Genomic DNA, 25,438 nt, shown 5'->3' on the forward strand with positions numbered 1-25,438 from the left:
CTATGAAATCATATAATATATTAGTTGTAGATGACGAAAAGGAGATAGCCGATGTCGTCGAAATATACCTATTAAACCAGGGTTATAAGGTTTTTAAGGCAAACAATGGCCTAGAGGGTATGAAAATAGTAGACAAGGAAGATATCCACCTGGCTATTATAGATATGATGATGCCTGTAATGGACGGGGCAACTATGATAATGAAGCTGAGGGAAAAGCACAACTTCCCAGTAATTATCCTATCTGCCAAGTCTGAAGAGGTAGACCAAATAATGGGCCTAAATATAGGAGCAGACGACTATGTGAACAAGCCCTTTAAGCCGCTTGAGCTTTTGGCTAGGGTCAATTCCCAGCTAAGAAGGTATACCAAGTATATGAATATCAGTGACGATGATGCTGGTGAAAAGGAAGATGAAGGTCTTTATATTATAGGTGGCCTAGAGCTTAATGAGAATAAGAGGACAGTGAGTGTAGATGACAAGCCTGTCAAGATTACACCGATCGAATTTAAGATACTAAACCTTCTTATGAAAAATCCAGGCAGGGTCTTTTCTTCAGAGGAAATTTATGAGAAGGTATGGAATGAAAATGCTATTAATACCGATACTGTAATGGTTCATATAAGAAATATTAGGGAGAAGATAGAGCTTGACTCTAAAAAACCCAAGTATTTGAAGGTAGTATGGGGAGTTGGATACAAAATTGACAAGATTTAAGATTAACGAAATTCAAAAGAAGCATATATTTACCCTTGGGGTTATACTTGTCATGTTGATCTTGGCCTTCAACATGATTAGGAGGTACCACTATGTAGAGACAAAGATATCCGAAATAAAGAACGATCCCTTTGAGACAGAGGAGTATGCATCCGATATCTTCAATTCTAACTATTATCTTTACTATAAGAGCTATCAGGCTGAAAAGAACAAGGAACTGTCACCTGCAGATATATTTTTGAGTGAGGATACCATAAACTCGATAATTAAGAGTGCCAACATAGAGTACTATTCAGGTACCCTAGATGCAAACTCTGTTAAAAATGAGTTCAACCAGGTAGCAAATACGGACCTGGGACCTATGATCAAGGGGTCGGAAGGGAATATAAAGTTTTCCTGCATAAATACAGAGACTGGCTATGCCTTTTCTAACTATGACTTTAAGGAGTCGGTGAACAATATCAAGAAGTATATGGAAGCCAAGTCAAGTGACGAGAATTATGCAAGTATAGTAGAGGCCTATAGGTCTTCAGATAAGAATATAAATAAAAACTTCAGAAATTGCATCATCTTAGAATACGACAAAGATGGCAGGTACAAGCTAATATATACAAGTGGATTCAACAGGCAAAAAGTAAATGACTTTATGCTAGAGCATGAGTCAGAGAGGAAGATGAAGGTGGAATACAGCTTTGATGGAAATCTTCCGAGTAACTTTTTTGGCTATAATACTAACCAAATAAAGAATAGGGTCTATATCTACGCAATTCCAAGGGTCCTAAATAATAATTTCTATACTAGCAGTGATACCATTAGCAAGTATATAAACAAGCTAGAGAGAAGTAAGTTCACTATGATAGATAAGATAGCCAGCTTTTTACTTGTATCAATCTTCATAATTACCCTTATCCTGCCTAAGGAGCTCTTGACAGGATTTTATGGTATGAAGAATATCTTCAAGTTACCTTTTGAAATATTGGTAGGAATTATTATTGAGCTGGATTATTCCCTATTGAGGAATGACGTACCAGTAAAGGTAGTCAGAGAGACCATAAATGGAAATATCCTCAAGGAGGTCATGGCCAATAACGTACCTATTTGGTTATCCAAGCAAGTGGTAAATGGTATAAATATAGCCTACTGGTTCCTTGTATTTCTGATAACATTTATATTTGCAGTCTGGGTTAGGATGGTGCTAGCAACGGGTATCAGAAAGTACTTAGCCAAGAAGAGTCTTATCATAAGGCTATTCATACTTATTTACAGGTCGATTAGCTCTGGTATAAGGAGGTTTATGAATGTAGACTTTAGTAGGAGGTACAACAGGCTCTGCATCCTAGGTATAGTAATCATCAGCATTGGGTCTGTATTCTTAATCCTTAGTGGATTTGTGGACAGCTACCTGATCTGGCTTGCTATCATAGCAGTCTACTACTTGGTGATTATCATATTTGAAAAGGTGGTAGTCAGGGAGATAAGAGAGAGTGAAGATGACTACAATAGCCTATTTGGCCTAACGGAGAATATAGCCAATGGTAATCTTGATATAGATATTATGAGTCAAAATGTAGGTATATACGAAGAACTCAAGAGACAGCTTGTAAGTATACAGGAGGCCTACAAGAAGAGTGTAGAGGATGAAATAAAGAGTCAGAAGCTAAAGAGTGAACTGATTTCGAACGTTTCACACGACCTCAAGACACCTTTGACCTCTATAATATCCTATTCAGACCTACTAAAGAACGAGGAGGACCTATCAGAAAGGTCAAGAGAATATGTAGAGACCATATCAAGAAAGTCTGAAAGGCTAAAGGTCCTTATAGAGGATATGTTTGAAATATCAAAGGCACAGTCAGGCAGTATTACTCTGGATATCAACTATATAGATGTGGTCGAGTTAATTAAGCAGTGTATCTGGGAGGTAGAGGATAGGTTTAATGAAAGCAAGCTAGTTTTGAGGACCAGGTTGCCAGAAAAAAAGGTTATGCTTTACCTAGATGGCGAAAAGACCTACAGGATATTCGAAAATCTTCTAGTTAATATGGTGAAGTATGCACTTGAGGGTTCTAGAGTATATATAGAGCTAGAGGAGGACCCTGAAGTAGTGTCCCTAGTATTTAAAAATATTTCTGCTAGTGAAATAGATTATGACAGGGAAGAGATTACTGAGAGGTTCAGGCGAGGAGACAAGTCCAGGAATACGGAGGGCTCAGGCCTAGGACTATCTATAGCAAAGAGCTATGCCCAGGTCCAGGGTGGAGACCTTAATATTGACTTGGATGGGGACCTATTTAAGGCTATAGTCAGCTTCAAGAGGTCTGCCAACAATGGTGGTGAAAAATAAATAAGACAATGAGATGACACTCTTTGTGGATGATATAGTCTTGAGCTAATAAAAAACCCTCCTAGAGGATAACTAGGAGGGGGATATAGCTTAAGGCTATTTTTTTGCCTGATTTACCATCCTATTTGTAAAGGTGAAAAATAGGATTCCGGTAACTATAGTAGCAGCCAGGTCGGCGATTGGGGCTGCATATAGGATACCATTTAGACCAAATAATCTAGAAAGGATTAGTATGGATGGTATAAGTATCAGGACCTGTCTAAGTAGGGTCAAGAACATGGCTCTCTTTGGTCGTCCTATAGCCTGGAAGAAGTTTGATCCTATAATCTGGAAGCCCAGGAAAGGAAGGATCATTAGCCAGGTTTGCAGGGCATATACAGTGAATTCTACAAGGTCCTTGTCCTGGTTAAACATTGATACCATCAAGACTGGTACAGTCCTAATCAGGATAAAGCCAAAGCTGGTCATGCAAGTGGCAATAATAATGGCTAGTCTAGCAGCCTTGTTGACCCTTTCATAGTTTTTGGCACCATAGTTAAAGCTAACAATTGGCTGGAGACCCTGGTTTAGTCCTATGACTGGTAGGACTAGTAGGGTTGCTATACTTGTGACTATACCCATACCAGACACTGCTATGTCACCACCATAGCTGACAAGGGCATTGTTCAGAATCAAGTTTAGGATACTACTAAATAGCTGGATCAAAAAGCCTGGCATACCCAAGCTTGTGATTTCAAGTGCCAAGTCCCTATCTAGCCTCATGTACCTAAGCTGGATCCTGTGTAGGGCATCTCTTTTTAGGAAGTGGTGGATACTCCAAACCATTGACACAAATTGGGATATTATAGTTGCAATGGCTGCCCCACTCATACCCATCCTAAAGGCGTAGATAAAGATTGGGTCAAGTATTACATTTAGACCAGCACCAACCAGCATGGTAATCATGGACATCTTAGGCTTACCATCAGCTCTTAGAAAGTTATTCATACCCATGCTGACTACCTGAAATACTGTACCTATCAGGATAATCCTCATATATTCCTTGGCGTGTGGCAGTATAGCTGGACTAGCTCCAAACCAAATTAGGAGCTTATTAAGAAAGACTTGGCCAAAGATTGTAATCAGTAGACCGAATATAATTAATAGGGCAGTTGCATTACCCAAGACTCTATCAGACTTTTCATAGTTTTTCTTACCTAAGTTTATTGAAAATAGGGTGGCACCACCTTGACCAAAGAGGATACCAGTTGACATCATGATGATCATGGCTGGGAAGCATATGGTAAGGGCTGCCAGACCATTAGCTCCTAGGTCAGGGCTGTTACCGATAAAGATCCTGTCTACCACGTTGTACATGGCACTGACAAGCATACCAATAATGGCAGGTAGAGAGAACTTATACAATAATTTTAAAATGCTCTCATATCCGAGAATGTTATTATCTAGTGTCTGATTTTTATCAGTCATTGTTAGTCACCTTTCCTTTCTTAATTTTTTTCTTGCTATTTTCATTAAAATATTTTTCCGTATTCTCAACCATCTTGAATAGGAAGGAATATAGGAGGTTCTTTTCATCATCTGTAAGGCCGTCTGTCAGGGTACTTTCCCACTTATGTAGGACTGAAAGAAGGTCCTCCTTGATGTCCATGGCCTTGTCAGTAAGATAGATCCTATTTACCCTCCTATCTTTTTCGTCGCTAGTTTTGACTACTAGCCCCTTGACAAGCAGAGATTGGATAACCCTGGCTGTAGATGCCTTGTCTATATTAAGGGCACTAGATAGGTCGTCTTGCGAGCATCCGTTCTTGGCATATAAGGCATTTAAAAAGGGCTGCTCAGAGGCAGTTACATTTATAGATCTAAGGTGGTCGTTTTTATAGATATTTCCCTTCCTGTAGAGGATGGATATCATACGTCCTGGATTGTTTTTCATAGCTATTATCTCCTGACTATCTCTTGTATTTTAAGCAATATATCATTTGAATGGTCTAAAGATATATTGGGGGATTAGTTGCTTAGTCAACCAATTACATATTTTACTAAATATTAGTTGCTTAGTCAACAATTTTAAAAATATTTTTTTAAAGTTAATTTATATGCTACAATAGGGTGAGATATATGTATAAATACACTTAGCTAAAGGCTGAATAAGGAACTTATCCAGAGGCTTGAATAGATGTGAAAATCTAATAGCGGAATAAAAATAAGAAAGTGTAAAGGAAAGAAACAGAAAATAAAAAGTAAAAATAAGAAAATGTAAAGGAAAGAAACAGAAAATAAAAAGTAAAAATAAGAAAGTGTAAAGGAAAGAAACAAAAAGCAAAAAGTAAAAACAAGAAAGTAGAAGTAAAAAGATAGAAATATAATTTTATAGTAAAGGTGGTATGGAGATTATGGTAAAGGCAATTTTTTTTGATATCGATGGTACACTACTGAGTATGAAGACTCACAGGGTGCCTGATTCTACTAGGAGGGCCCTAGAAGAATTGAGGAGGAAGGGGATTAAGCTCTTCTTGGCAACTGGTAGGTCACCAGCCTGGTTGGGGTCTATAGAGGGTATGTTGGACTTTAAATTTGATGGTTATGTAATGCTAAATGGCCAGTATTGTATATTTGAGGGCCAGGTCCTAAGAGATGTTGCCATACCATTGGAGAGTCTAGAGCCACTTATTCCTTATATAGAAGAAAATAAGATATCGTGTGAATTTGTTGAAGAAGGTCATATGTATATAAACATTATAAATGATAGGGTATTAGCCTTTAGAGAGAAGATTGGTGGAACAGGCTACGATACACATGTAGAGGACCTATCTAGGATATATAGCCATAAGACCTACCAGCTTCTGGCCTATATAGATGAAAAGGATGAGGATGAATTTTTGGCTCATATGCCAAATTGTAAGGCTATGAGATGGTGTCCAGAATTTGCAGATATAGTTATAGCCGACGGTGGCAAGGACAAGGGTATAGAGGCCCTACTAAATCACCTAGGAATATCAAAAGATGATTGTATGGCCTTTGGAGACGGGGGCAACGACATATCCATGCTAGAATATGTAGGTAGGGGTGTTGCCATGGGAAATGCAAATCCACCGGTAAAGGAAAGAGCCGACTTTGTTACCAAGGACATAGATGATGACGGTATAGAATATGCCCTAAGGCACTTTGGTCTTATATAGATAAGAGGACTGGGACAAATTATGGCCAGGACCCTGTAAAAAATTAATAAGTTATAATAGGGGACTAAAAATGTCCCCTGTTTTTTATTTTTTCAAAAAGTCGAATAAATGTTGAAATAAGTGGGCTTTAACAAGGCACATCAAAAAGATAAAAAATAATTTAAAAATATTTTTAAAAAAGCCTTGCAAAATTTGTCCCACTAGTTTATAATGAAATTGTGGGACGGATAAGATACATCTGGGACACAAATAGCCGGATAATTGGAGGAAGGTTTATGAAAAATTTAATAGAAGTTCAGAAGAAAATCATTCCTCAGGCTATTGACTTGATGGAAAAGAGATACGCCATACTAAGGCAGATAAATATCAGTCAGCCGATTGGCAGGAGGATGCTTTCTTCGGTCTTGAATCTAAGTGAAAGAACCACTAGAACGGAGATCGACTTCTTAAAGGACCAGAAATTTATCAACATAGATGTCTCGGGTATGACCATTACGAGTCAGGGACAGGACCTCTTAGAAAATCTAGAGGCTGTAATGGGCGAGATAATGGGCATTAGTGATATGGAAGATAAGTTGAGGGAATTGCTTGAAATAAAGGATGTGGTGATAGCCAAAAGAACTGGAGATGACAATCTCAAGTCGGTTGCTAAAGCAGCAGCTGATTATCTCTTAAAAAGAATTAATGAATATGACATCATTGCTATAGCAGGTGGATCTACTATGAAGGAGCTGGCGGAGAATATAGACACTGACCAAGACTACGAAGGAGTCAAGATCCTGCCTACAAGAGGAAGTGTTGGTGCAGAAATTGAGCTACAGGCCAACAGTATAGCAGCAACTATGGCAAAGAGACTCGGTTCACAGGTCGAGTTCCTCTACATACCAGACAACTTAGATGGTAGTGCCAGAGAGGCCCTGATGTCGGTACCAGATATCAAGCGTACCCTGGACGACCTAAAGAAGGCAGACAAGATATTCTTCAGTATAGGAAGGGCGGATGTCATGGCCCTGAGAAGGGGAATGTCTGAAGCAGAGGTAGACCTACTAAAGGAAAAAAAAGCAGTAGGAGAGGCCTTTGGTTACTACTTCGACAAGGATGGTCAGATAGCTATGAAGCTAAAGACGGTAGGTATAGATATCGATATGTACAAAAATTCGAAGGATGCCAGCCTGGTATTTACAGGTAAAGACAAGGTAGATGCATTCCTAGCCTTGTACAAGATGAATAAAAATCTAAACCTAATAACAGATGAGGAATGTGCTAAGGAATTGATAAGTAGGCTGTCCAAACAGAGATAGTAAGACAAAAGCAAAGACAAAAAAATAAAAACAAAAGCAAAGACAAAAAGTAAAAACAAAATTATGGTAAAAATGACAAAATCTTAATTCTAAAAGAATTAGACGATGTAAATTTGGTAGAATTAGGTAAAATAAAAAACAAAAAGTATTTTTGGAGGTAACAAAATGGTAAAAGTTGCAATTAATGGTTTTGGTAGAATAGGTAGACTAGCTTTAAGAAAGATGATGGAAGAAACTGACAAGTTTGAAGTTGTTGCTATTAACGACTTAACAGATGCTAACATGCTAGCACACTTGTTTAAGTATGATTCATCTCAGGGTAGATTCAACGGTGAAATTATTGTTGAAGAAGGTGCCTTCATAGTAAACGGACATGAAATAAAGGTAATATCTGAAAGAAATCCTGAAAATCTTCCTTGGGGAGACCTTGATGTAGATATAGTACTAGAGTGTACTGGTCTATTCACATCAAGAGAAAAGGCAGAAGCTCACATAGTAGCAGGTGCTAAGAAGGTTCTAATATCTGCACCAGCAACAGGTGACCTTAAGACAGTAGTATACAACGTAAACTCAGATATACTAGATGGAAGCGAAACAGTAGTTTCAGGTGCATCTTGTACAACTAACTGCCTAGCACCAATGGCTAAGGTTCTAAACGACAAGTTTGGTATAGTTGAAGGTCTAATGACTACAATCCACGCATACACAAATGACCAGAACACTCTAGATGGTCCTCACAAGAAGGGTGACCTAAGAAGAGCTAGAGCTGCTGCAGCTAATATCATCCCTAACACAACAGGTGCTGCTAAGGCAATCGGCCTAGTAATTCCTGAATTGGCCGGTAAGCTTGACGGTGCTGCACAGAGAGTTCCAGTGACAACTGGATCAATAACTGAACTAGTTTGTGTACTTGAAAAGAATACAACAGTTGAAGAAATCAACGCTGCAATGAAGGCTGCTGCAAATGAATCATTTGGTTACACAGAAGATGAAATAGTATCAAGTGACATAGTAGGTATCAGCTACGGTTCACTATTTGATGCTACACTTACTAAGGTAATGGATGTAGCTGGCAAGCAGTTAGTAAAGACAGTTGCATGGTATGACAACGAAATGTCTTATACTTCTCAGTTAGTTAGAACATTAGGTTTAGTTGGAAGTATGACTAAATAATATAGGCCTGGCTTTTAAGAAGATAAAGCCTCGTTGATGCAAGTTATTTTAGTCCGAGGTTAATCCCTCGGACTTTTTTGTTGAAATAAATATGTTATATTATTATAAAAAATATGTCTATGAATACAAACAATATAGGAATATATGATATAATATTTATAAAAAATTATGTATTTTTATCCGGTTTAATCGACTAAGCTGGACTTGTATTTATAAGTCAGATAATGACACAATAAGTTTAAAGGAGAATTTCTATGACAATGCTTAACAAAAAGACAATTGAAGACATCAATGTGAGAGGGAAAAAGTGCCTAGTTAGATGCGATTTTAATGTGCCTCTAAAGGATGGTAAAATAACTGATGAAAATAGACTTGTTGGAGCTATGCCTACAATTAAGTACCTAATAGAAAATGGAGCTAAGGTAATACTTTGCTCACACCTTGGTAAGCCAAAGGGTGAGCCAAAGCCAGAACTATCACTTGCACCAGTTGCGACAAGATTGTCTGAAATGCTTGGTCAGGAAGTTGTATTCGCTGCTGATGCCAATGTAGTAGGTGAAAATGCCAAGAAGGCAGTGGCTGAAATGAAGGATGGAGATGTAGTTTTACTAGAAAACACAAGATATAGAAAAGAAGAAACTAAGAATGAAGAAGGATATTCAAAGGAATTGGCGTCACTAGCTGAAATCTTTGTGAATGATGCCTTCGGTACTGCCCATAGAGCCCACTGCTCAACAGTAGGTGCCGGCCAGTTTCTAGAGGAAAGAGTTTGTGGTTACCTAATCCAGAAGGAATTAGACTTCCTTGGATCAGCAGTAGAGAATCCAGTTAGACCTTTCCTAGCTATCCTAGGTGGAGCCAAGGTTAGCGACAAGCTAGGCGTAATCAACAACCTATTAGAAAAGGTAGATACTTTGATCATAGGTGGTGGTATGGCCTATACATTTATCAAGGCCCTAGGTCATGAAATAGGAACATCCCTACTAGAGGAAGACAAGGTTGCCTATGCTAAGGAAATGATGGATAAGGCCAAGGCCAAGGGAGTAAACCTATTGTTACCAGTTGATTTTGTATATGCTGACAGGTTTGCAGAAGATGCCCAGCCTCATATAACTGAGGGTAGGGATATACCTGCTGACTGCATGGGACTAGATATAGGACCAAAGACTAGAGAATTATTTTCCAATGCTATAAGAGAATCTAAGACAATAGTATGGAATGGACCAATGGGAGTATTCGAATTCGAAAACTTTGCAAATGGTACAAAGGCTATTGCCCAGGCTATGGCAGATGTAGATGCCACAACTATTATAGGTGGTGGAGACTCAGCTGCAGCAGTAAATCAGATGGGCTTTGGTGACAAGATGAGCCATATATCAACTGGTGGCGGAGCATCGCTAGAATTCTTAGAAGGTAAGGAGCTGCCAGGTATAGTAGCCCTTGACGACAAATAGGACAAGCTAAGTTTTGTAAATAAATACTTATAATAAATAAAAGGTAATAAGGAGACAAATATGAGAAAGCCAATAATCGCTGGTAACTGGAAGATGAATAAGACTATCAAGGAAGGTCTTGAATTTATAGAGGAAGTAAAGGGGCAGACAGAAGGTGACGTTGAGGTACTAATCTGCGCACCATTCACCCTATTAAAGGATTTGAAGCTAGCAACTAAGGGTACAAATATAAAAGTAGGTGCTCAGAATATGCATTACGAAAATTCAGGAGCCTTTACTGGTGAAGTTGCACCAGCAAACCTAGTAGAAATAGGAATGGACTATGTAATCATAGGCCACTCTGAAAGAAGAGAATACTATGGTGAAACTGATGAAACTTGTAACAAGAAGGTCTTAAAGGCTATAGAGGTAGGAATAAATCCAATTCTTTGCTGTGGTGAAACACTAGAGGAAAGAGAAGCTGACAAGACTATGGACAAGGTAAAGGGTCAGATAGTGGCTGGTCTAGCTGGTGTGAAGGCTGAAGACCTAGCTAAGGTAGTAATAGCATATGAACCAATCTGGGCCATAGGTACAGGAAAGACTGCTACAGCTGAACAGGCAAACGAAGTAATCGCCTATATTAGACAGGTAGTAAGAGATGTATACGGAGACCTTGCTGACCAGGTAAGAATCCAGTATGGTGGAAGTGTAAAGCCTGCCAATGTAGCAGAAATCATGGGACAGTCTGATATAGATGGTGCCTTGGTTGGTGGTGCATCACTTAAGCCAGCAGACTTCCTAGGATTATTGAAGTTTTAATAGATAGAAGGTAATAATTATGAAAAAACCAGTAGTATTAACAATAATGGATGGTTTTGGATATACACCTAATAAGGAGGGTAACGCCATAGCCTTGGCAGGAACTCCCCACCTAGATGCCCTATCTGCCAAGTATCCTCATACATTGATTGAGGCAAGTGGACTAGATGTTGGTCTACCAGGCGGTCAGATGGGAAATTCAGAGGTTGGACACACTAATATTGGTGCAGGTAGGATAGTATACCAGGACCTAACAAGAATAACAAAGGCAATAGAGGATGGGGACTTCTTTGAAAATCCAGCCTTGGTTGCAGCAATGGAAAATGCCAAGGACAAGAGCCTACATATACTAGGCCTATTGTCAGATGGTGGAGTCCACTCACATATAGACCACCTAAGGGCCCTACTAGATATGGCCAAAAGAAGGGGTCTAACAAGTGTATATGTCCATGCCCTTACAGACGGTAGGGACACAGATCCACAGAGTGCAATAGAATATGTGGGTCAGATAGAAGACTATATGAAAGAACTAGGACTGGGCAGGTTTGCCACAGTAGCCGGTAGATACTATGCTATGGACAGAGACCAGAGATGGGAAAGGGTCAAGCTTGCCTACCAGGCCATAGTTGAAGGTCAGGGACCAAGAGCCAAATCAGCATCAGGCTGTGTAAAGGCATCATATGCTGAAGGTGTAAACGATGAGTTTATAGTTCCAACAGTGATAGAGGGACCAGATGGGTCTATAGGAAATATTAAGGCTGAAGACTCAGTTGTATTCTTCAACTTTAGACCAGACAGGGCCAGGGAAATCACAAGGGCTATAGTAGACAGAGACTTTACAGGCTTTGAGAGAAACCTAGTTCCAACTAAGTTTGTTTGTATGACTACGTACGATGCTACTATCCAGGACGTCCAGGTAGCCTATGGGCCTGAGGATATAGTAAATACATTAGGACAATATATATCAGATAAGGGAATGAAGCAGCTAAGGGCAGCAGAAACAGAAAAGTATGCCCACGTTACATTCTTCTTCAATGGTGGTAAAGAAAAGCCTTACGAGGGTGAAGACAGGATCTTGATTCCATCTCCAAAGGTGGCAACCTATGACCTACAGCCGGAGATGTCTGCCTATGACCTTTTAGACAAGTTATTGGCAGCCTTGGATGAGGACAAGTATGACCTGATTGTTGTTAACTTTGCCAACCCTGATATGGTAGGCCATACAGGTAGCATCGAAGCAACTGAAAAGGCTATAAAGACTGTTGACGAATGCGTTGGCAGACTATTTGAAAAGGTAATTAGCCTTGGAGGCAGTGGTATAATCACTGCTGACCACGGTAATGCAGAGCTAATGGTAGACCTTGAAACAGGTAGACCAATTACATCACATTCAACAAATCCAGTGCCATTTATAGTGGTGGGGGATGAATTTAAGGGAAGAGACCTATTGACAGGTGGTAGACTGTCAGATATAGCTCCAACCTTGCTGGCCATGCTAAAGATGGACCAGCCAAAAGAAATGACAGGTCATTCTTTGATTAAATAATTCGTTCAGTATATTTTAGAGAAACTTTTACAAATTTACCCATCAATTTATTTGTAATAAAAACAAAAGGTAACGAATATTTAGGTAAAAATTAAGTGATCGATAATAGTTTGTGATATAATATTAGTGATAAAAATTATAAGCGTTTTGATAACGAGAGGAGAGAGAATATGTCAGCTATTGAATTAGTTTATGCAAGAGAAGTTCTAGATTCAAGAGGTAACCCTACAGTAGAGGTAGAGGTAGTATTAGAAAGTGGTGCCCTAGGTAGAGCTATAGTACCATCAGGAGCATCTACAGGAGCCTTTGAAGCAGTTGAATTAAGAGACGGAGACAAGGGCAGATACGTCGGTAAGGGTGTATTAAAGGCTGTTGACAATGTTAATGAAATAATAGCTCCAGAGGTTGAAGGTCTTGATGCTTTTGACCAGCCAGGAATAGACGGTCTAATGATAGAACTAGATGGTACTCCAAACAAGGGTAAGCTAGGTGCAAATGCTATACTAGGTGTATCTCTAGCAGTAGCAAGAGCTGCAGCTGATGAATTAGGACTACCACTATTCCAGTACATAGGTGGAGTAAATGCTAAGCAGCTACCAGTTCCAATGATGAACATCCTAAACGGTGGCGAACATGCAGACAACAACGTAGATGTACAGGAATTCATGATCCTACCAGTTGGCGCTGAATCTTTTGCTGAAGGCCTAAGAATGGGTGCCGAAGTATTCCACGCATTAAAGAAGGTTCTTGCTGAAAAGGGACTAGCTTGTGGTGTAGGTGATGAAGGTGGATTCGCTCCAAACCTTGAATCAAACAGAGAAGCCCTAGAATTAATTGTTGAAGCTATAAAGGCTGCTGGTCTTGAGCCAGGTAAGGACATAATGCTAGGTATGGACGTTGCTGCATCTGAAATGTACAATGCAGACACTAAGAAGTACGAATTAAAGGGAGAAGGAAAGGTTCTTTCTTCTGAAGAAATGATAGACCTATTCGAAGGTTGGGTAAATGAGTTCCCAATCATCACTATAGAAGACGGTCTAGACGAAGAGGACTGGGATGGATGGAAGCTACTTACTGAAAGACTTGGTAAGAGAATCCAGCTAGTTGGTGACGACCTGTTCGTTACAAACACTGAAAGACTTGAAAGAGGTATAGAAGCTGGTGTGGCTAACTCAATCCTAATCAAGGTTAACCAGATAGGTACTCTAACTGAAACTCTTGACGCTATAGAAATGGCTAAGAGAGCTGGATATACAGCAGTTATATCTCATAGATCTGGTGAAACAGAAGATACAACTATAGCCGACATAGCTGTAGCTGTAAATGCAGGTCAGATTAAGACTGGTGCTCCATCAAGAACTGATAGAGTTGCTAAGTACAACCAGTTGTTAAGAATTGAAGAAATTGTTGGTGAATCAGCTAGATACGAACAGTTGAAGTCATTCTACAACCTAAGCAAGTAATAAGAACTTGATATGAACTTTAAGAGGGGCTAATATTTAGGCCCCTTTTTAATGCCGATATTAGTGCCAGCCCCCTGATTTTGGTCAAAGTTTCATATATATGCTTTAGGCATGAATCAAATTAATAATAAAAACATCAAAAGTCAAAGAAATATTGTAATTACCCCCTTGATGTGTTATAATTAATCTTGGATTTTATAGAAGCAGAGTATGACGAAGGAGGACGTGATGTTAGGAAATATATTAATGGCTATACAGATATTTTTAAGTATAGTGATGATAATTGTAGTTTTACCACAACAGAGTAAGCAGAACCAGCCTCAGGTATTTATAGAAGATAGTTCTTCACAGGCTTATTTCAAGCCAAAGGGTAAGGAAGCCTTTTTGAACAAGATGACAAAGATAATTTCAGTATTATTTTTTATAAATGCAATAGCGCTAGTAATGGTAATGAAATAATTAATAAGAATGAAGATTGGTCGGCAGTGTCAATAGTTTGATGTTGCCGATATTTTTGTATATAAATCCATATATATGTTATACTAGAAGTGAAATTAGGTTGTTGACTAAGGAGGTGTTGGCAATTATAGATATGCTAAGACAGAGAGTGCTAGATTTAATACATGACCCATCCTACAAGCCTTTAAGAAGGGATGAACTGGCCAAGATTTTTGTAGAGCACCGTGACGATAAAAAAGAATTTTACAGGCTCCTAGACCAGATGAACGAGGAAGGAGACCTCTTTATAAATACAAGGAAAAAGGTGGCTAGCCTTGAAGCCTTTGATCTTAGAAGGGGGACATACAGGGGGACTAAGAGTAGGTTTGGCTTTCTAGTCTCAAACAAGCAAGATTTTGAGGATGTATTTATTGATGGTGAATCTAGAAAGGGTGCCTTCAATGGAGATGAGGTCCTAGTAAAAATAACCAAGCCAGCCAAAGGAAATAACAAGGCGGAGGGTCTAGTTGTAAGGATAATAAAGAGGGCCAAGCAAGACCTTGTAGGCCTATTTGTTAGCAACGGGTCTTTCGGTTTTGTCATAGTAGATGACAAGAAGTTTGACATGGACATATTTATACCTAAGAACTACTTTAGTGGGGCAAAAAACAATGATAAGGTGGTATGTAGGGTTACTGAATGGTCTACGGAAGAGGACAAGAAGCCAGAGGGCAAGATAATAGAAGTGCTAGGCCAAAAGGGGGATAGGTATGTAGAAATAGACTCCATAGTCAGGGCCCATGGTCTAGTAGAGGGCTTCAACCCAAAGGTAATCAACCAGGTAGATAATATACCTGACCATGTCCTAGATGAAGAAATAGAGGGCAGGGAGGACCTTAGGGACCAGCTAATATATACTATAGATGGGGATGATTCTAAGGACTTTGACGATGCTATCTGTGTTGACCTCTTAGACAATGGTAACTATAGACTGGGCGTCCATATAGCAGATGTTACCCACTACGTAACAGAAAATTCACCCCTTGATAGGGAGGCCCTAAAGAGGGCGACATCTGTATACCTAGTAGACAAGGTAATACCTATGCTACCAAAGAAGCTGTCAAATGGTATTTGCTCACTAAATCCTATGGTAGACAGGCTAAGTTTGTCCTGTATTATGGAGGTTGAACCAAAAAATGGCAAGGTGGTCAAGTATGATATAGCCAAGTCCGTAATCAGGTCCAAGGCCAGGTTGACCTACCACGAGGTCAGTGAAATCCTAGAAAACAATGATTCTGACCTGACTGTCAAGTACGCGGATTTTCTTGAGAGCTTTAAAAATGCAGGTGACCTAGCTGAAATACTTAGAAAGAGAAGGTTCAAGAGGGGTGCAATAGACTTTGACTTCCCTGAATCTAAGATCCAGCTAGATAGCCAGGGCATCCCTATAAATATAGTCCCTTATGAGAGAAGGACATCAAATAAGTTGATAGAAGAGTTTATGCTTTTGGCCAATGAAACTATAGCAGAGCACTACTACTGGCTCAAGTACCCATTTGTCTACAGGATACATGAGGAGCCAGACCTGGAGAAGATTTTAACTCTTAGAAACTTTGTCCAGGCCAGGGGCTACTCTATGCGTATAGGAAGATCTGAGGTGAGGCCAAGTGACCTTCAAGATGTCCTAAACAAGATTGAGGACAAGGAAACTAAGCAGGCTATAGGGACTATCATGCTTAGGTCATTAAAGCAGGCCAAGTATGCGCCTTCATGTGAGGGGCACTTTGGTCTAGCTGCCAAGTACTACTGTCACTTTACATCCCCTATAAGGAGGTATCCAGACCTCCAGATACACAGGATAATAAAGGAAAACCTGGATGGTAGGTTCAACGACAAGAGGAGGGCCCACTATGAAGCAATCCTTGAATCCGTAGCCAACCAATCATCAATCCAGGAAAGGAAGGCCGTTGATGCTGAAAGAGATGTAGACGACTACTATAAGGCAGTCTACATGGAAGACAAGACAGGACAGAAGTTTGAAGGACACATATCCAGTATCACTAGCTTTGGTATATTTGTAGAACTTGACAATGGAATTGAGGGTCTAATAAGGCTATCAACACTTGAGGATATGTATGAATATATTGAAAGTGCAAGTATACTCGTAGGTCAAAGAACAGGCAGGACCTTTATGCTGGGCCAGAAGGTTGAGGTTGAGCTAGTAAAGGTAAATGTAGATGCAAGAGAAATAGATTTTGAAATGATAGAAGGTGGTAAGCAATGTCGGGAAAAAAGATTCTAGCAACTAACAAGAAGGCTAGACACGACTATTTTATAGATGAGGTCTATGAATGTGGTATAGAACTAAAGGGGACTGAGGTCAAGTCAATCAGACAGGGTAGGATTAACCTAAAGGAAGGCTATGCCTCTGTAGACAATAGTGAAGTTTTTTTAAAACAAGTCCATATCAGCCCCTACGACCAGGGGAACAGGTTCAATGTAGACCCACTTAGGACTAGAAAGCTCCTACTCCACAAGGCAGAAATCAGGAAGCTGATTGGTGCTACGACTATAAAGGGATACTCGCTGGTACCAATGAGCGTCTACCTGAAAAATGGTAGGGTCAAGCTAGAGCTAGGGCTAGCCAAGGGTAAGAAGTTATATGACAAGAGACAAGACCTGGCCAAAAAAGATGCAATGAGAAGGATAGAAAGAGAGTCTAAGGACAGGTATTAGAAACCTATGAAGATGATAAAATATGAGGACATTTTACTTGGTACAAGATGAGTGGGGTAACTATAAAATTTTATCAATAGGAAAGTAGGATATAATAAAAAAATAAAAAAGGTGTTGACAAGTTTAACAAGAAGCAATATAATAATACTCAACTAAATAAAGCCGATGATAAAGAGAGTAGCTCAGATGAATTTTCAGCGAGTCGGAGTATGGTGTGAGTCCGATATTGAAGTTTGAAGTGAAGAGAGCTTTTGAGGTTGCTATAGGAAATAATAGTATTGTAGCAGGTTCCCCGCCTTAAGGGTTTGAGAGGATAGTATATCTATCAATAGGAGTGGTAACGCGGAAATTTTTCGTCTCTTGGACTTTTTGTCCAAGAGACTTTTTTTATTTGCGATTCCGGATAGCAAATAGGAGTTTTGCACAAGCCAACTACTTAGAGGCTAGAAAAGTATAATTTTTCTAGCAGATAGATATCCTATCAACAAGAGTGGTAACGCGGAAGTTTTCGTCTCTTGGGCATAATGCCCAAGAGGCTTTTTTGTTTGTTAAAGGAGTGAGTATGATGAAGAAAAATATAAGTAAATTAATATTACTAGTAATGTCATTAGTACTAGTAGTGGGGTGTACAGCCACAAAAAATTCTAATGAAAATGATAAGGCAGATGTTTTAAGTAAAATAAAGGCAAATGGTAAGCTAGTCGTAGGTACTGCACCAGGCTATCCACCATTTGAATTCACTGTAAATAAGTCAGGGAAAAGCCAGGTAGTGGGAGCAGATATAGATCTAGCCAAGAAAATAGCAGATGAAATCGGCGTAGAGCTAGAAATCAAGGCCATGGACTTTGATGCCCTTATAATGGCCCTTCAATCTTCCAAGGTAGACATGGTAATTACATCCATGACACCAACGGAAGAAAGAAAAAAATCTGTAGACTTTTCAGATGTATACTTTGAAGGAACAAATTCCATCATAGTAAATAGCAATTTCAGTAAGGATATCAGCAAAGAGGATGACCTAAAAAATATAGTCCTAGGAGTACAGAGGGGGAGTGTCCAGGAAATATATGCAAAGGATGTATTGAAGGCTCCAAAAATAAAATCCCTAACAGCCATACCAGACCTAATAGCTGATATGAAAAATGGTAATATAGATGGAATCATAGCCAGCACTGTAGTAGCAAAAATAAATGCCAACCAGTATGATGGACTTAAATTAATAGATGTCAACCTAAGTCAGGCCAACAAGGAAGAGGCAGCCATAGCCATTAAAAAGGGAGACAACAAGTCCCTTTTAGACATAGTCAACAAGACTATAAAGTCATTAAAGGATAGTGGACAATACGAGGAAATTTTAAACAAGAATATAGATTTAGCGAGCAAGCAATAAGAAGGGGTGGAGAAAAGACATGAAAAATATAGATAATGGAGCAATAGCAAAGGATAAGGAAATTGTAAATGATGGAGAAATTACAAAGGTAGTATTGGCATATTCAGGAGGCCTGGATACATCGGTAATAATACCATGGCTAAAAGAAAACTACCAAAACTGCCAGGTAATAGCAGTTTGTGGTGATGTAGGCCAGGGAGACGAATTGGAAATAGTATATGAAAAAGCCCTAAAGAGTGGGGCCAGTAAGTGCTATATAGTAGACCTGAAAAAAGAATTCGTCAAAGACTTCGTTTGGCCGGTCATAAAGGCAGGTTCTAAGTATGAAGGCAAGTACCTACTAGGAACATCAGTTGCTAGACCACTAATAGCCAAGGCCCTAGTTGATGTAGCCAAAAAAGAAGGTGCCCAATATATCTGCCATGGAGCCACAGGCAAGGGTAATGACCAGGTTAGGTTTGAGGTATCAATAGCAGCCCTTAGCCCGGATACAAAGATAATAGCCCCATGGCGTGAATGGGATATCAAGTCCCGTGAAGATGCCATAGACTATGCAAAAGACCATGGTATAGAGGTACCAGTCACTAAGAAGAGGCCCTACAGCATGGACAGGAATGTCCTTCACCTTAGCCATGAGGGTGGAGATCTGGAAAATCCTGAAAACGAACCAATCGATGACCTGTGCCTGATATGCACAAGGCCAGAAGATGCACCGGACCAGGCAGAATATATAGTTATAGACTTTGAAAAGGGCCAGCCGGTAGCCATAAATGGACAAAAGTTTGATGAGCCACTAGCCCTACTTGAAAAGGCCAATGAAATTGGGGCCAAGCATGGTATAGGTATATTAGACATGGTAGAAAACAGGCTGGTAGGAATGAAGTCCAGGGGTATATATGAGACTCCAGGGGGAACCTTACTAATGGAAGCCCACCAACTTTTGGAAAGCTTGACTCTGGACAGGGATACGGCATCTTTTAAGTCTCATATTGCTATTAAATATGCCCAGCTACTTTATGATGGCCTATGGTATACACCACTAAAGCAGGCCCTGGATGCCTTTATAGACTCAACACAGGAGACTTGTACGGGTCAGATAAAGATGAAGCTATACAAGGGCAACTGCATACCAGCCGGAATAAAATCACCATATTCACTATACAGTGAAGAAATAGCAACTTTTGGTGAGGATGATGTATACGATCAAAAGGATGCAGAAGGCTTTATACACCTATTCTCCCTACCACTAAAGACCAATGCTAGGATGAGGGCAAAAAGTGGCCTGGAAATATAGGTTAAGAAGCCAAAAAGTATAGTTAAAAAGAATTAGGCAAAATACATATGTGGGGGATATATGTTAGAAAAATAAGGACAGGTTGACTGAGGAGGTTAAGATGAAGAAGTTATGGGGTGGAAGGTTCCAATCTGAGACTAGCAACATTATGGAAGACTTTAATTCTTCTATTGGCTTTGACTGGAAGCTTTACCACTATGATATAGAGGGAAGTAAGGCCCATGTAAAAATGCTGGCTGAAACTGGAATAATAAGCAGGGAAGAAGCTGGACTAATAATTGGTGGTCTAGAGGCTATAGAAGCTGATATTGACCAGGGCCTGGTGGAATTTACTAGCAAGCATGAAGATATCCACATGAATATAGAGGCCCTTTTGATAGAAAAAATAGGTCAAGTAGGCAAAAAAATACACACTGCAAGAAGTAGAAATGACCAGGTAGCCCTGGATTTAAAGCTATATGCCAGGCATTCTGTGGACAAACTATCAGGCCTATTGAAGGAATGGATAGATATTCTAGTAAATATGGCAGAAGAAAATATTGATACAATAATGCCTGGCTATACCCACCTTCAAAGAGCCCAGCCCATATCACTGGCCCATTTTCTTATGGCCCATGTAGAAATGGCCAGGAGGGACCTACTTAGGCTAGAATCATGGAAATCTATCCACAATACCATGCCACTCGGTAGTGGGGCCCTGGCAGGAACGAGTTTTCCTATAGATAGGCATATGACAGCAAAAGACTTGGGCTTTGAAATACCAAGTATGAACTCCCTAGACGGAGTAAGTGATAGGGACTTTGTAATAGACCTACTTGGAGCTTGTTCGGTGGGAATGATGCACTTGAGCAGGCTATGTGAGGAGCTGATTATCTGGTCTAGCCAGGAATTTGCCTTCATAGAGATGGATGATGCCTACAGCACAGGAAGTTCCATGATGCCACAAAAGAAAAATCCAGATGCCTGCGAACTTATAAGGGGAAAAACCGGCAGGGTCTATGGAGACCTCTTGACTGTATTGTCTATGATGAAGGCCCTGCCACTGGCCTATAACAAGGATATGCAGGAAGACAAGGAAGCACTTTTTGATGGTGTAGAGACATGGACCAAGGCCCTGATGGTTGCCAAGCCAATGATGAAAACCCTTAAGGTAAAGAAGGATAATATGTTGAGGGCAACTAGACAAGGCTTCCTAAATGCTACAGACCTGGCAGACTACCTGGTTAAAAAGGGGTTGACATTTAGGGACTCCCACAGGATAGTAGGTGAAATAGTCTTCGATTGCATAGAAAAGGGCATTGGTCTGGAAGATATCAGCCTTGATGACTACAAGGCCTACTGTGGCCTTATAGGGGAAGATATATTTGATAATATTGCTATTGAAGCCTGCGTGGAAAGTAGGCAATCCCTGGGAGGCCCTAGTAGGGACCAGGTAGTCAATCATATTGAATTTGTCAGGGAATGGAATGTTTAGCTAATTAGGCTATGTATCCATGTATAGAAGATTGTTAAATGCAACTATGTGGATGGTCTAGATGAGTGGTATATAAAAGATATAGTTTTTTAGAGCGTAGGAGTAAAACTTCTACGCTTTTTTTTTCAAGTGAAAAAATATATTTGCAGAAAACAGTATGATTTTTTTAAAGTATTTAGCTATATTTAGTAAAATTCATCGAAAAAAACTAAAAATAATGAATGTTATTTCTAGTTAAAATATGATATCATTAAATTGGAATTATAAGCATGGTTACAAATATATGATAAGGAAAGGAGTTTCGTCATGAAAAAGAAAATAATTAATAGTTTGATGGCCCTGTTAATTTTTGCAGGAATGGGATTTGCATTTCTAGGTAATGTATATGCAGAGGGAAATTCTTACCCAGGTGATGGAGCATATACTATAAATGTTTATCATGATCATAATATGACATCTCAGCCAATGAAGGGTAAAGTTGATAAAGCATTTGTAGAGGCTATAATAACTAAGAAAGAAAGTGGTAAATATAGGCTTCAGATTAAAACTCAAAAAATGAAATATTTGGGTGTAAGTGGAGAAATAAAAGAAATGACTATAGATGGAAAAAATTCTATTAGTGCACCATTGTTTGTTTTTGATGATATTATTTTAACTGAATCAAATGGAGTTATTACAGCTAAAAATGTGTCTGCAAAGATGGAATTAATGGGATTTATTCATAAAGATGTAAATTGCTTTATGAAGTTTACTAAAAAATAATCATATATTAAAAATAGTTGTAAAGAATAATGTATGAAAGAATATTTGTAGCTATACTTTAATCCTTTAATTCTTAAATAGGGGGGAAGGTACGTGAAAAATAGTGTTAAAAAAATTAATAAAAGAATTATCACACTAGTCTTGATGTTTTCAATGGTTTTATCTAATCTTGTCTATCTAAAAGATGTATCATTTGCTGATGATAATTCAGGCAAGACACCAAGTATTACATTAGAAGAAAATAAAGAGTACACCGTTAAACTATATTTGAAAAATCATGAGGATAGTTTTATTCATAATAAAAAGATGCCTTATGATGTTGCTGAAATAAGGAAACATAATCCTGGAAGTCCGAGGTCAGGACCTAATAGTCTAGAGGGTGAGTTTTCACTTGAAGGGAAATTGGTGTATAGATCAGGAAAATATAATATAAAGATACCGGTCGTTACAAGTAGGATAGAACAAAATTTTAGATCAAGAAAACCAATTGTTATAAAAAATAATAATTACATTCTACTGGATGAAATTGAAGGGAAACTATATCCTAAGAATATATTAGAATTGGAGGGAAATACCGAATTTAACAAGGAGGTCGGACAGTTTAAGTATGAAGTTAAAAATATCAATATTGAACTAGATAACTTAGAAAATCATATTTATATAAAAAGTAAACCGACTCTATATTCTGCAACATATGTTGGTAACGAAGAAACGTTGCTATCAGAATATATAATAGATATGGAGGATTTAAGGAGTCAAATAGGTAACCTTGATTCAGTTAAGATAAATCAAATATTTTCATTACTTCATAAAAATGTAGAGGACAATGATAATAACATATCTCAGGTTAAACCAAATACCTTGTTAGTTGACGGACAAAGACTTGACATACCCAACGATCAAGCCTCCTATATGGAATTTAGGAATAACAATATAGGAAAAATAAATTGGGAAAAATATTCCGACCATATAATGTTGATAAGTGATGATACTAGCAAGGAAGATGCCCAAGATGCACTAAATGGTCCATTGGGAGGAATGTATGTTAATGGAATTAAATATCTGAAAGCGATTTCACTATCAGAGAAAGGAACATACAAGGGGATCCTATTAAAAGATGGAGAAAGAATAAAAATACCTACAAAAGAACAAGAAGGAAATATATTTGCAGAAGATCCAGATGACGAAGATAGTGTAGAAGAGAGTTTTTCTGATGTTTGTTCAGAGGCAATAAGGGTAGTCTTTGAACAAATTGATACTAGTGCCTATGCCTCAGACCTAAATTTGGATTCTAAAAAAGAAGAAATTAGCAAGATTGCAGACACAAAAGAAAAAACTAATAAGATTGAATCAATATTAAAGGAAATATATGAAAAAGAGATTAAAAAACCTTCTATTCAAGATACATATAATATAGAAACTAGTGATGGTATTGTTAAAATAAAGAAAGATAAGTTAAAAGAAGTTAAATTAAAAGAATACGAAGAATATAAGGCTATATTGAATAAACTTGTCGAAAGTAAATATACATGGCCATTAGGAATATATAAGGATAAAGATGAATTGATAAAGGCATATTCAGATTTATATAAAAATAATACAAGTACTAAAAAGTTAAAAATAAAGGCAAAGGAGTCATATGGTGTAGACTTCAATGATAATAAAGAATATGCTAATAAAATAGGATATCCAGCTTCTTTTAACTTTAAAACAGAAAATGACTATATGGATAAGAGGATAGATTATAAGTTTACTTTAGATGGAAGTGAACCTACTATGGAATCCGAGTCAGCAAGAGAAGTTTCAATTAATGAGGGACGTGTGGCATTAGATACATCTGCTTCCATGAAGGGTATGGACCCTGATGAATTTGGTCCATTAGGAAAGATGCCCGATAGTCTTTTTTATGGAAAGAACACAACAATAAAAGTAAAGGCTTTTTCGGATGGATTCGAGCCATCAGATACACTTGTACTCAATGTTAAACATGAGCAACTAAATACGAGTAACTTTCTACAGAAAAAAGTGTTTTTTAATGGAAAATATCATGAAGCTACTATAGGAGTATACGATATATTTGAACAATTTAAAAATTGTATATATTATGATACAGAAATTATGCTCGATGAGGTTAATTCTGGTCCAGTTTATGAAAAAGTAAAGAAAAAAATAAACGAAGATAAGCTACATAATTTTACCCTTTTGGACTACAAACTACTTGATTCAAATGGAAGCTTAGCCAAAATGAAAGGGGATTGGAAAACTGATGCATTTAATGATGGAAAAGGAAACTATGTATTAAATATATCAGTCAATTTAAATGAAGGAAGAGACCTGTATCCTATTCAGCTTAAGAGTGGAAAAATAGCCATGTATAGGGTAAGTGAGGACGGAGAACTTACAAAGATAAAAATTGGTAATGCCAATGGTGTTAGATATATTTCAAAAGAAGAAAGCAAACTAATACTAGATATAAATAATAATAAAGGTATGTTTGTTATAGCACAAATAGAGGATGATAAAAATTTAGAAGACTTGAAAAAAGAGTATTCTGAAATGATTGCCTTCCTTTCTAGCAAAGATAGCAGCTTGATTTATGAAAAAAATTCATTAGAAAAATTGAAAAGGGAAGCAGAGGCTGTTAATAAAGAAATAGAAAAAGAAACAAACAAAGAAAATGTGCGTAATCAACTAAATGATTTAAAGAAAAAAATTCATGAACTAAAGAAGACGACTTTTGATAGTTATAAGTTAGAACTTTTAGAAGAACTTACAAATGCTAAATCACCGGTAACAAGGGTATTAAAAACTACTGATTCAATAAAAGCTTTGGATTTAGCCATAAAAGATGCTGAATCCAAGCTAGATGCCAGTGATGAAGAAAAAAAGGTCGCAATTAAAGAACTTAAGGCTGCAGTCAATGATTTAAAGATGATTGCTACCGATTTTGCAAAGCAACCAGAAAATTTAGCTGATGGTGAGTACGAAGTACCAATTCAGTTAAGGCATTTCAATCGTAATAATGATACCTCAATGGGTAATGCAGCAATAGAAGGACTGGCTATATTAAAAGTGGCTTCTGGAAAACAAAGTTTGATTTTTGATTTAAAAGGTGTCACAATTGGCTCAGATACTGGTAGGGTGATTAAATTACAGTATTTTGAACCTAAAAGCAAGGTGAATGGAGAATCTGATTTAGGTGAACCTAAGAATCCAAATATTATTAAAAAAGAAAAAATCAAAGGTTTTGACGGCAAGGAGAGAGAGTATATACAGAAGGTGGAGCTTCCAATAGATAGCGATAAGTCAAATCCAATGAGGTATATAGGTATTTCTGTAGATGTTATGAATGGCATATTTGAGGGGA

At 38.2% G+C, this 25,438-nt stretch carries 19 protein-coding genes and 1 other annotated feature; of the genes, 17 read left to right on the forward strand and 2 right to left on the reverse strand.

The genetic code is table 11. The features are described 5' to 3' along the window. Positions 1-2: 2 nt before the first annotated feature. Positions 3-716, forward strand: coding sequence for a response regulator transcription factor (locus tag ACW6OJ_RS00675; RefSeq protein ID WP_293433847.1), 714 nt, complete (start codon positions 3-5; stop codon positions 714-716). Beyond that, positions 703-3,060, forward strand: a complete 2,358-nt coding sequence (locus tag ACW6OJ_RS00680) for a sensor histidine kinase (protein WP_456095469.1) — start codon at positions 703-705, stop codon at positions 3,058-3,060. Before ACW6OJ_RS00675 ends, ACW6OJ_RS00680 begins: the two co-directional genes overlap by 14 nt. Before the next feature lie 96 nt (positions 3,061-3,156). Here ACW6OJ_RS00680 and ACW6OJ_RS00685 read toward each other — a convergent pair whose 3' ends face one another. Then, on the reverse strand, positions 3,157-4,527 hold the full coding sequence (locus ACW6OJ_RS00685; RefSeq protein WP_456095470.1) for an MATE family efflux transporter: 1,371 nt from the start codon (positions 4,525-4,527) through the stop codon (positions 3,157-3,159). Further along, on the reverse strand, positions 4,520-4,993 hold the full coding sequence (locus ACW6OJ_RS00690; RefSeq protein ID WP_456095471.1) for a MarR family winged helix-turn-helix transcriptional regulator: 474 nt from the start codon (positions 4,991-4,993) through the stop codon (positions 4,520-4,522). The genes ACW6OJ_RS00685 and ACW6OJ_RS00690 overlap by 8 nt, the downstream gene beginning before the upstream one ends. A 460-nt stretch (positions 4,994-5,453) precedes the next feature. Here ACW6OJ_RS00690 and ACW6OJ_RS00695 point away from each other — a divergent pair, with 460 nt between their 5' ends. From ACW6OJ_RS00695 to ACW6OJ_RS00765, 15 genes are all read left to right on the forward strand, one after another. Beyond that, positions 5,454-6,239 carry a Cof-type HAD-IIB family hydrolase gene (locus ACW6OJ_RS00695; protein ID WP_456095472.1) on the forward strand — a complete coding sequence of 262 codons (786 nt, stop codon included), beginning with the start codon at positions 5,454-5,456 and terminating at the stop codon, positions 6,237-6,239. A 275-nt stretch (positions 6,240-6,514) separates the two neighbouring features. After that, entirely contained in the window at positions 6,515-7,540 is a 1,026-nt protein-coding gene (locus ACW6OJ_RS00700; protein WP_456095473.1) for a sugar-binding transcriptional regulator, read from the forward strand. Between the two features lie 165 nt (positions 7,541-7,705). After that, the gene (gene gap, locus ACW6OJ_RS00705; RefSeq protein ID WP_293426233.1) at positions 7,706-8,713 is read left to right on the forward strand and encodes a type I glyceraldehyde-3-phosphate dehydrogenase; all 1,008 of its coding nucleotides are present in this window, start codon (positions 7,706-7,708) and stop codon (positions 8,711-8,713) included. 254 nt (positions 8,714-8,967) lie between these two features. Next, entirely contained in the window at positions 8,968-10,167 is a 1,200-nt protein-coding gene (locus ACW6OJ_RS00710; RefSeq protein ID WP_456095474.1) for a phosphoglycerate kinase, read from the forward strand. Between the two features lie 60 nt (positions 10,168-10,227). After that, positions 10,228-10,968, forward strand: coding sequence for a triose-phosphate isomerase (gene tpiA, locus ACW6OJ_RS00715; protein ID WP_293426229.1), 741 nt, complete (start codon positions 10,228-10,230; stop codon positions 10,966-10,968). 19 nt (positions 10,969-10,987) lie between these two features. Continuing rightward, the gene (gene gpmI / locus ACW6OJ_RS00720) at positions 10,988-12,514 is read left to right on the forward strand and encodes a 2,3-bisphosphoglycerate-independent phosphoglycerate mutase (RefSeq protein WP_456095475.1); all 1,527 of its coding nucleotides are present in this window, start codon (positions 10,988-10,990) and stop codon (positions 12,512-12,514) included. 170 nt (positions 12,515-12,684) lie between these two features. Further along, the gene (eno, locus tag ACW6OJ_RS00725; RefSeq protein ID WP_304083350.1) at positions 12,685-13,977 is read left to right on the forward strand and encodes a phosphopyruvate hydratase; all 1,293 of its coding nucleotides are present in this window, start codon (positions 12,685-12,687) and stop codon (positions 13,975-13,977) included. A gap of 228 nt (positions 13,978-14,205) precedes the next feature. Beyond that, on the forward strand, positions 14,206-14,436 hold the full coding sequence (gene secG, locus ACW6OJ_RS00730) for a preprotein translocase subunit SecG (protein ID WP_293426223.1): 231 nt from the start codon (positions 14,206-14,208) through the stop codon (positions 14,434-14,436). A gap of 124 nt (positions 14,437-14,560) precedes the next feature. After that, the gene (gene rnr, locus ACW6OJ_RS00735; RefSeq protein WP_456095481.1) at positions 14,561-16,717 is read left to right on the forward strand and encodes a ribonuclease R; all 2,157 of its coding nucleotides are present in this window, start codon (positions 14,561-14,563) and stop codon (positions 16,715-16,717) included. Further along, positions 16,696-17,151, forward strand: coding sequence for an SsrA-binding protein SmpB (gene smpB / locus ACW6OJ_RS00740; protein ID WP_293426221.1), 456 nt, complete (start codon positions 16,696-16,698; stop codon positions 17,149-17,151). The genes rnr and smpB overlap by 22 nt, the downstream gene beginning before the upstream one ends. Positions 17,152-17,307: 156 nt before the next feature. After that, positions 17,308-17,515 (forward strand) — a binding site (T-box leader). 198 nt (positions 17,516-17,713) lie between these two features. Then, complete coding sequence (locus ACW6OJ_RS00745; RefSeq protein ID WP_456095476.1) at positions 17,714-18,541, forward strand: ABC transporter substrate-binding protein; 828 nt, start codon at positions 17,714-17,716, stop codon at positions 18,539-18,541. Between the two features lie 19 nt (positions 18,542-18,560). Beyond that, complete coding sequence (locus ACW6OJ_RS00750) at positions 18,561-19,835, forward strand: argininosuccinate synthase (protein WP_456095477.1); 1,275 nt, start codon at positions 18,561-18,563, stop codon at positions 19,833-19,835. Positions 19,836-19,935: 100 nt separating this feature from the next. Beyond that, the gene (gene argH / locus ACW6OJ_RS00755) at positions 19,936-21,309 is read left to right on the forward strand and encodes an argininosuccinate lyase (RefSeq protein WP_456095478.1); all 1,374 of its coding nucleotides are present in this window, start codon (positions 19,936-19,938) and stop codon (positions 21,307-21,309) included. A gap of 306 nt (positions 21,310-21,615) precedes the next feature. Continuing rightward, positions 21,616-22,071, forward strand: a complete 456-nt coding sequence (locus ACW6OJ_RS00760; RefSeq protein ID WP_455103619.1) for a hypothetical protein — start codon at positions 21,616-21,618, stop codon at positions 22,069-22,071. Positions 22,072-22,164: 93 nt separating this feature from the next. Continuing rightward, a partial coding sequence (locus ACW6OJ_RS00765) for a hypothetical protein (protein WP_456095479.1) occupies positions 22,165-25,438 on the forward strand: 3,274 nt, incomplete at its 3' end.

The organism is Peptostreptococcus sp. (genome assembly GCF_977045075.1).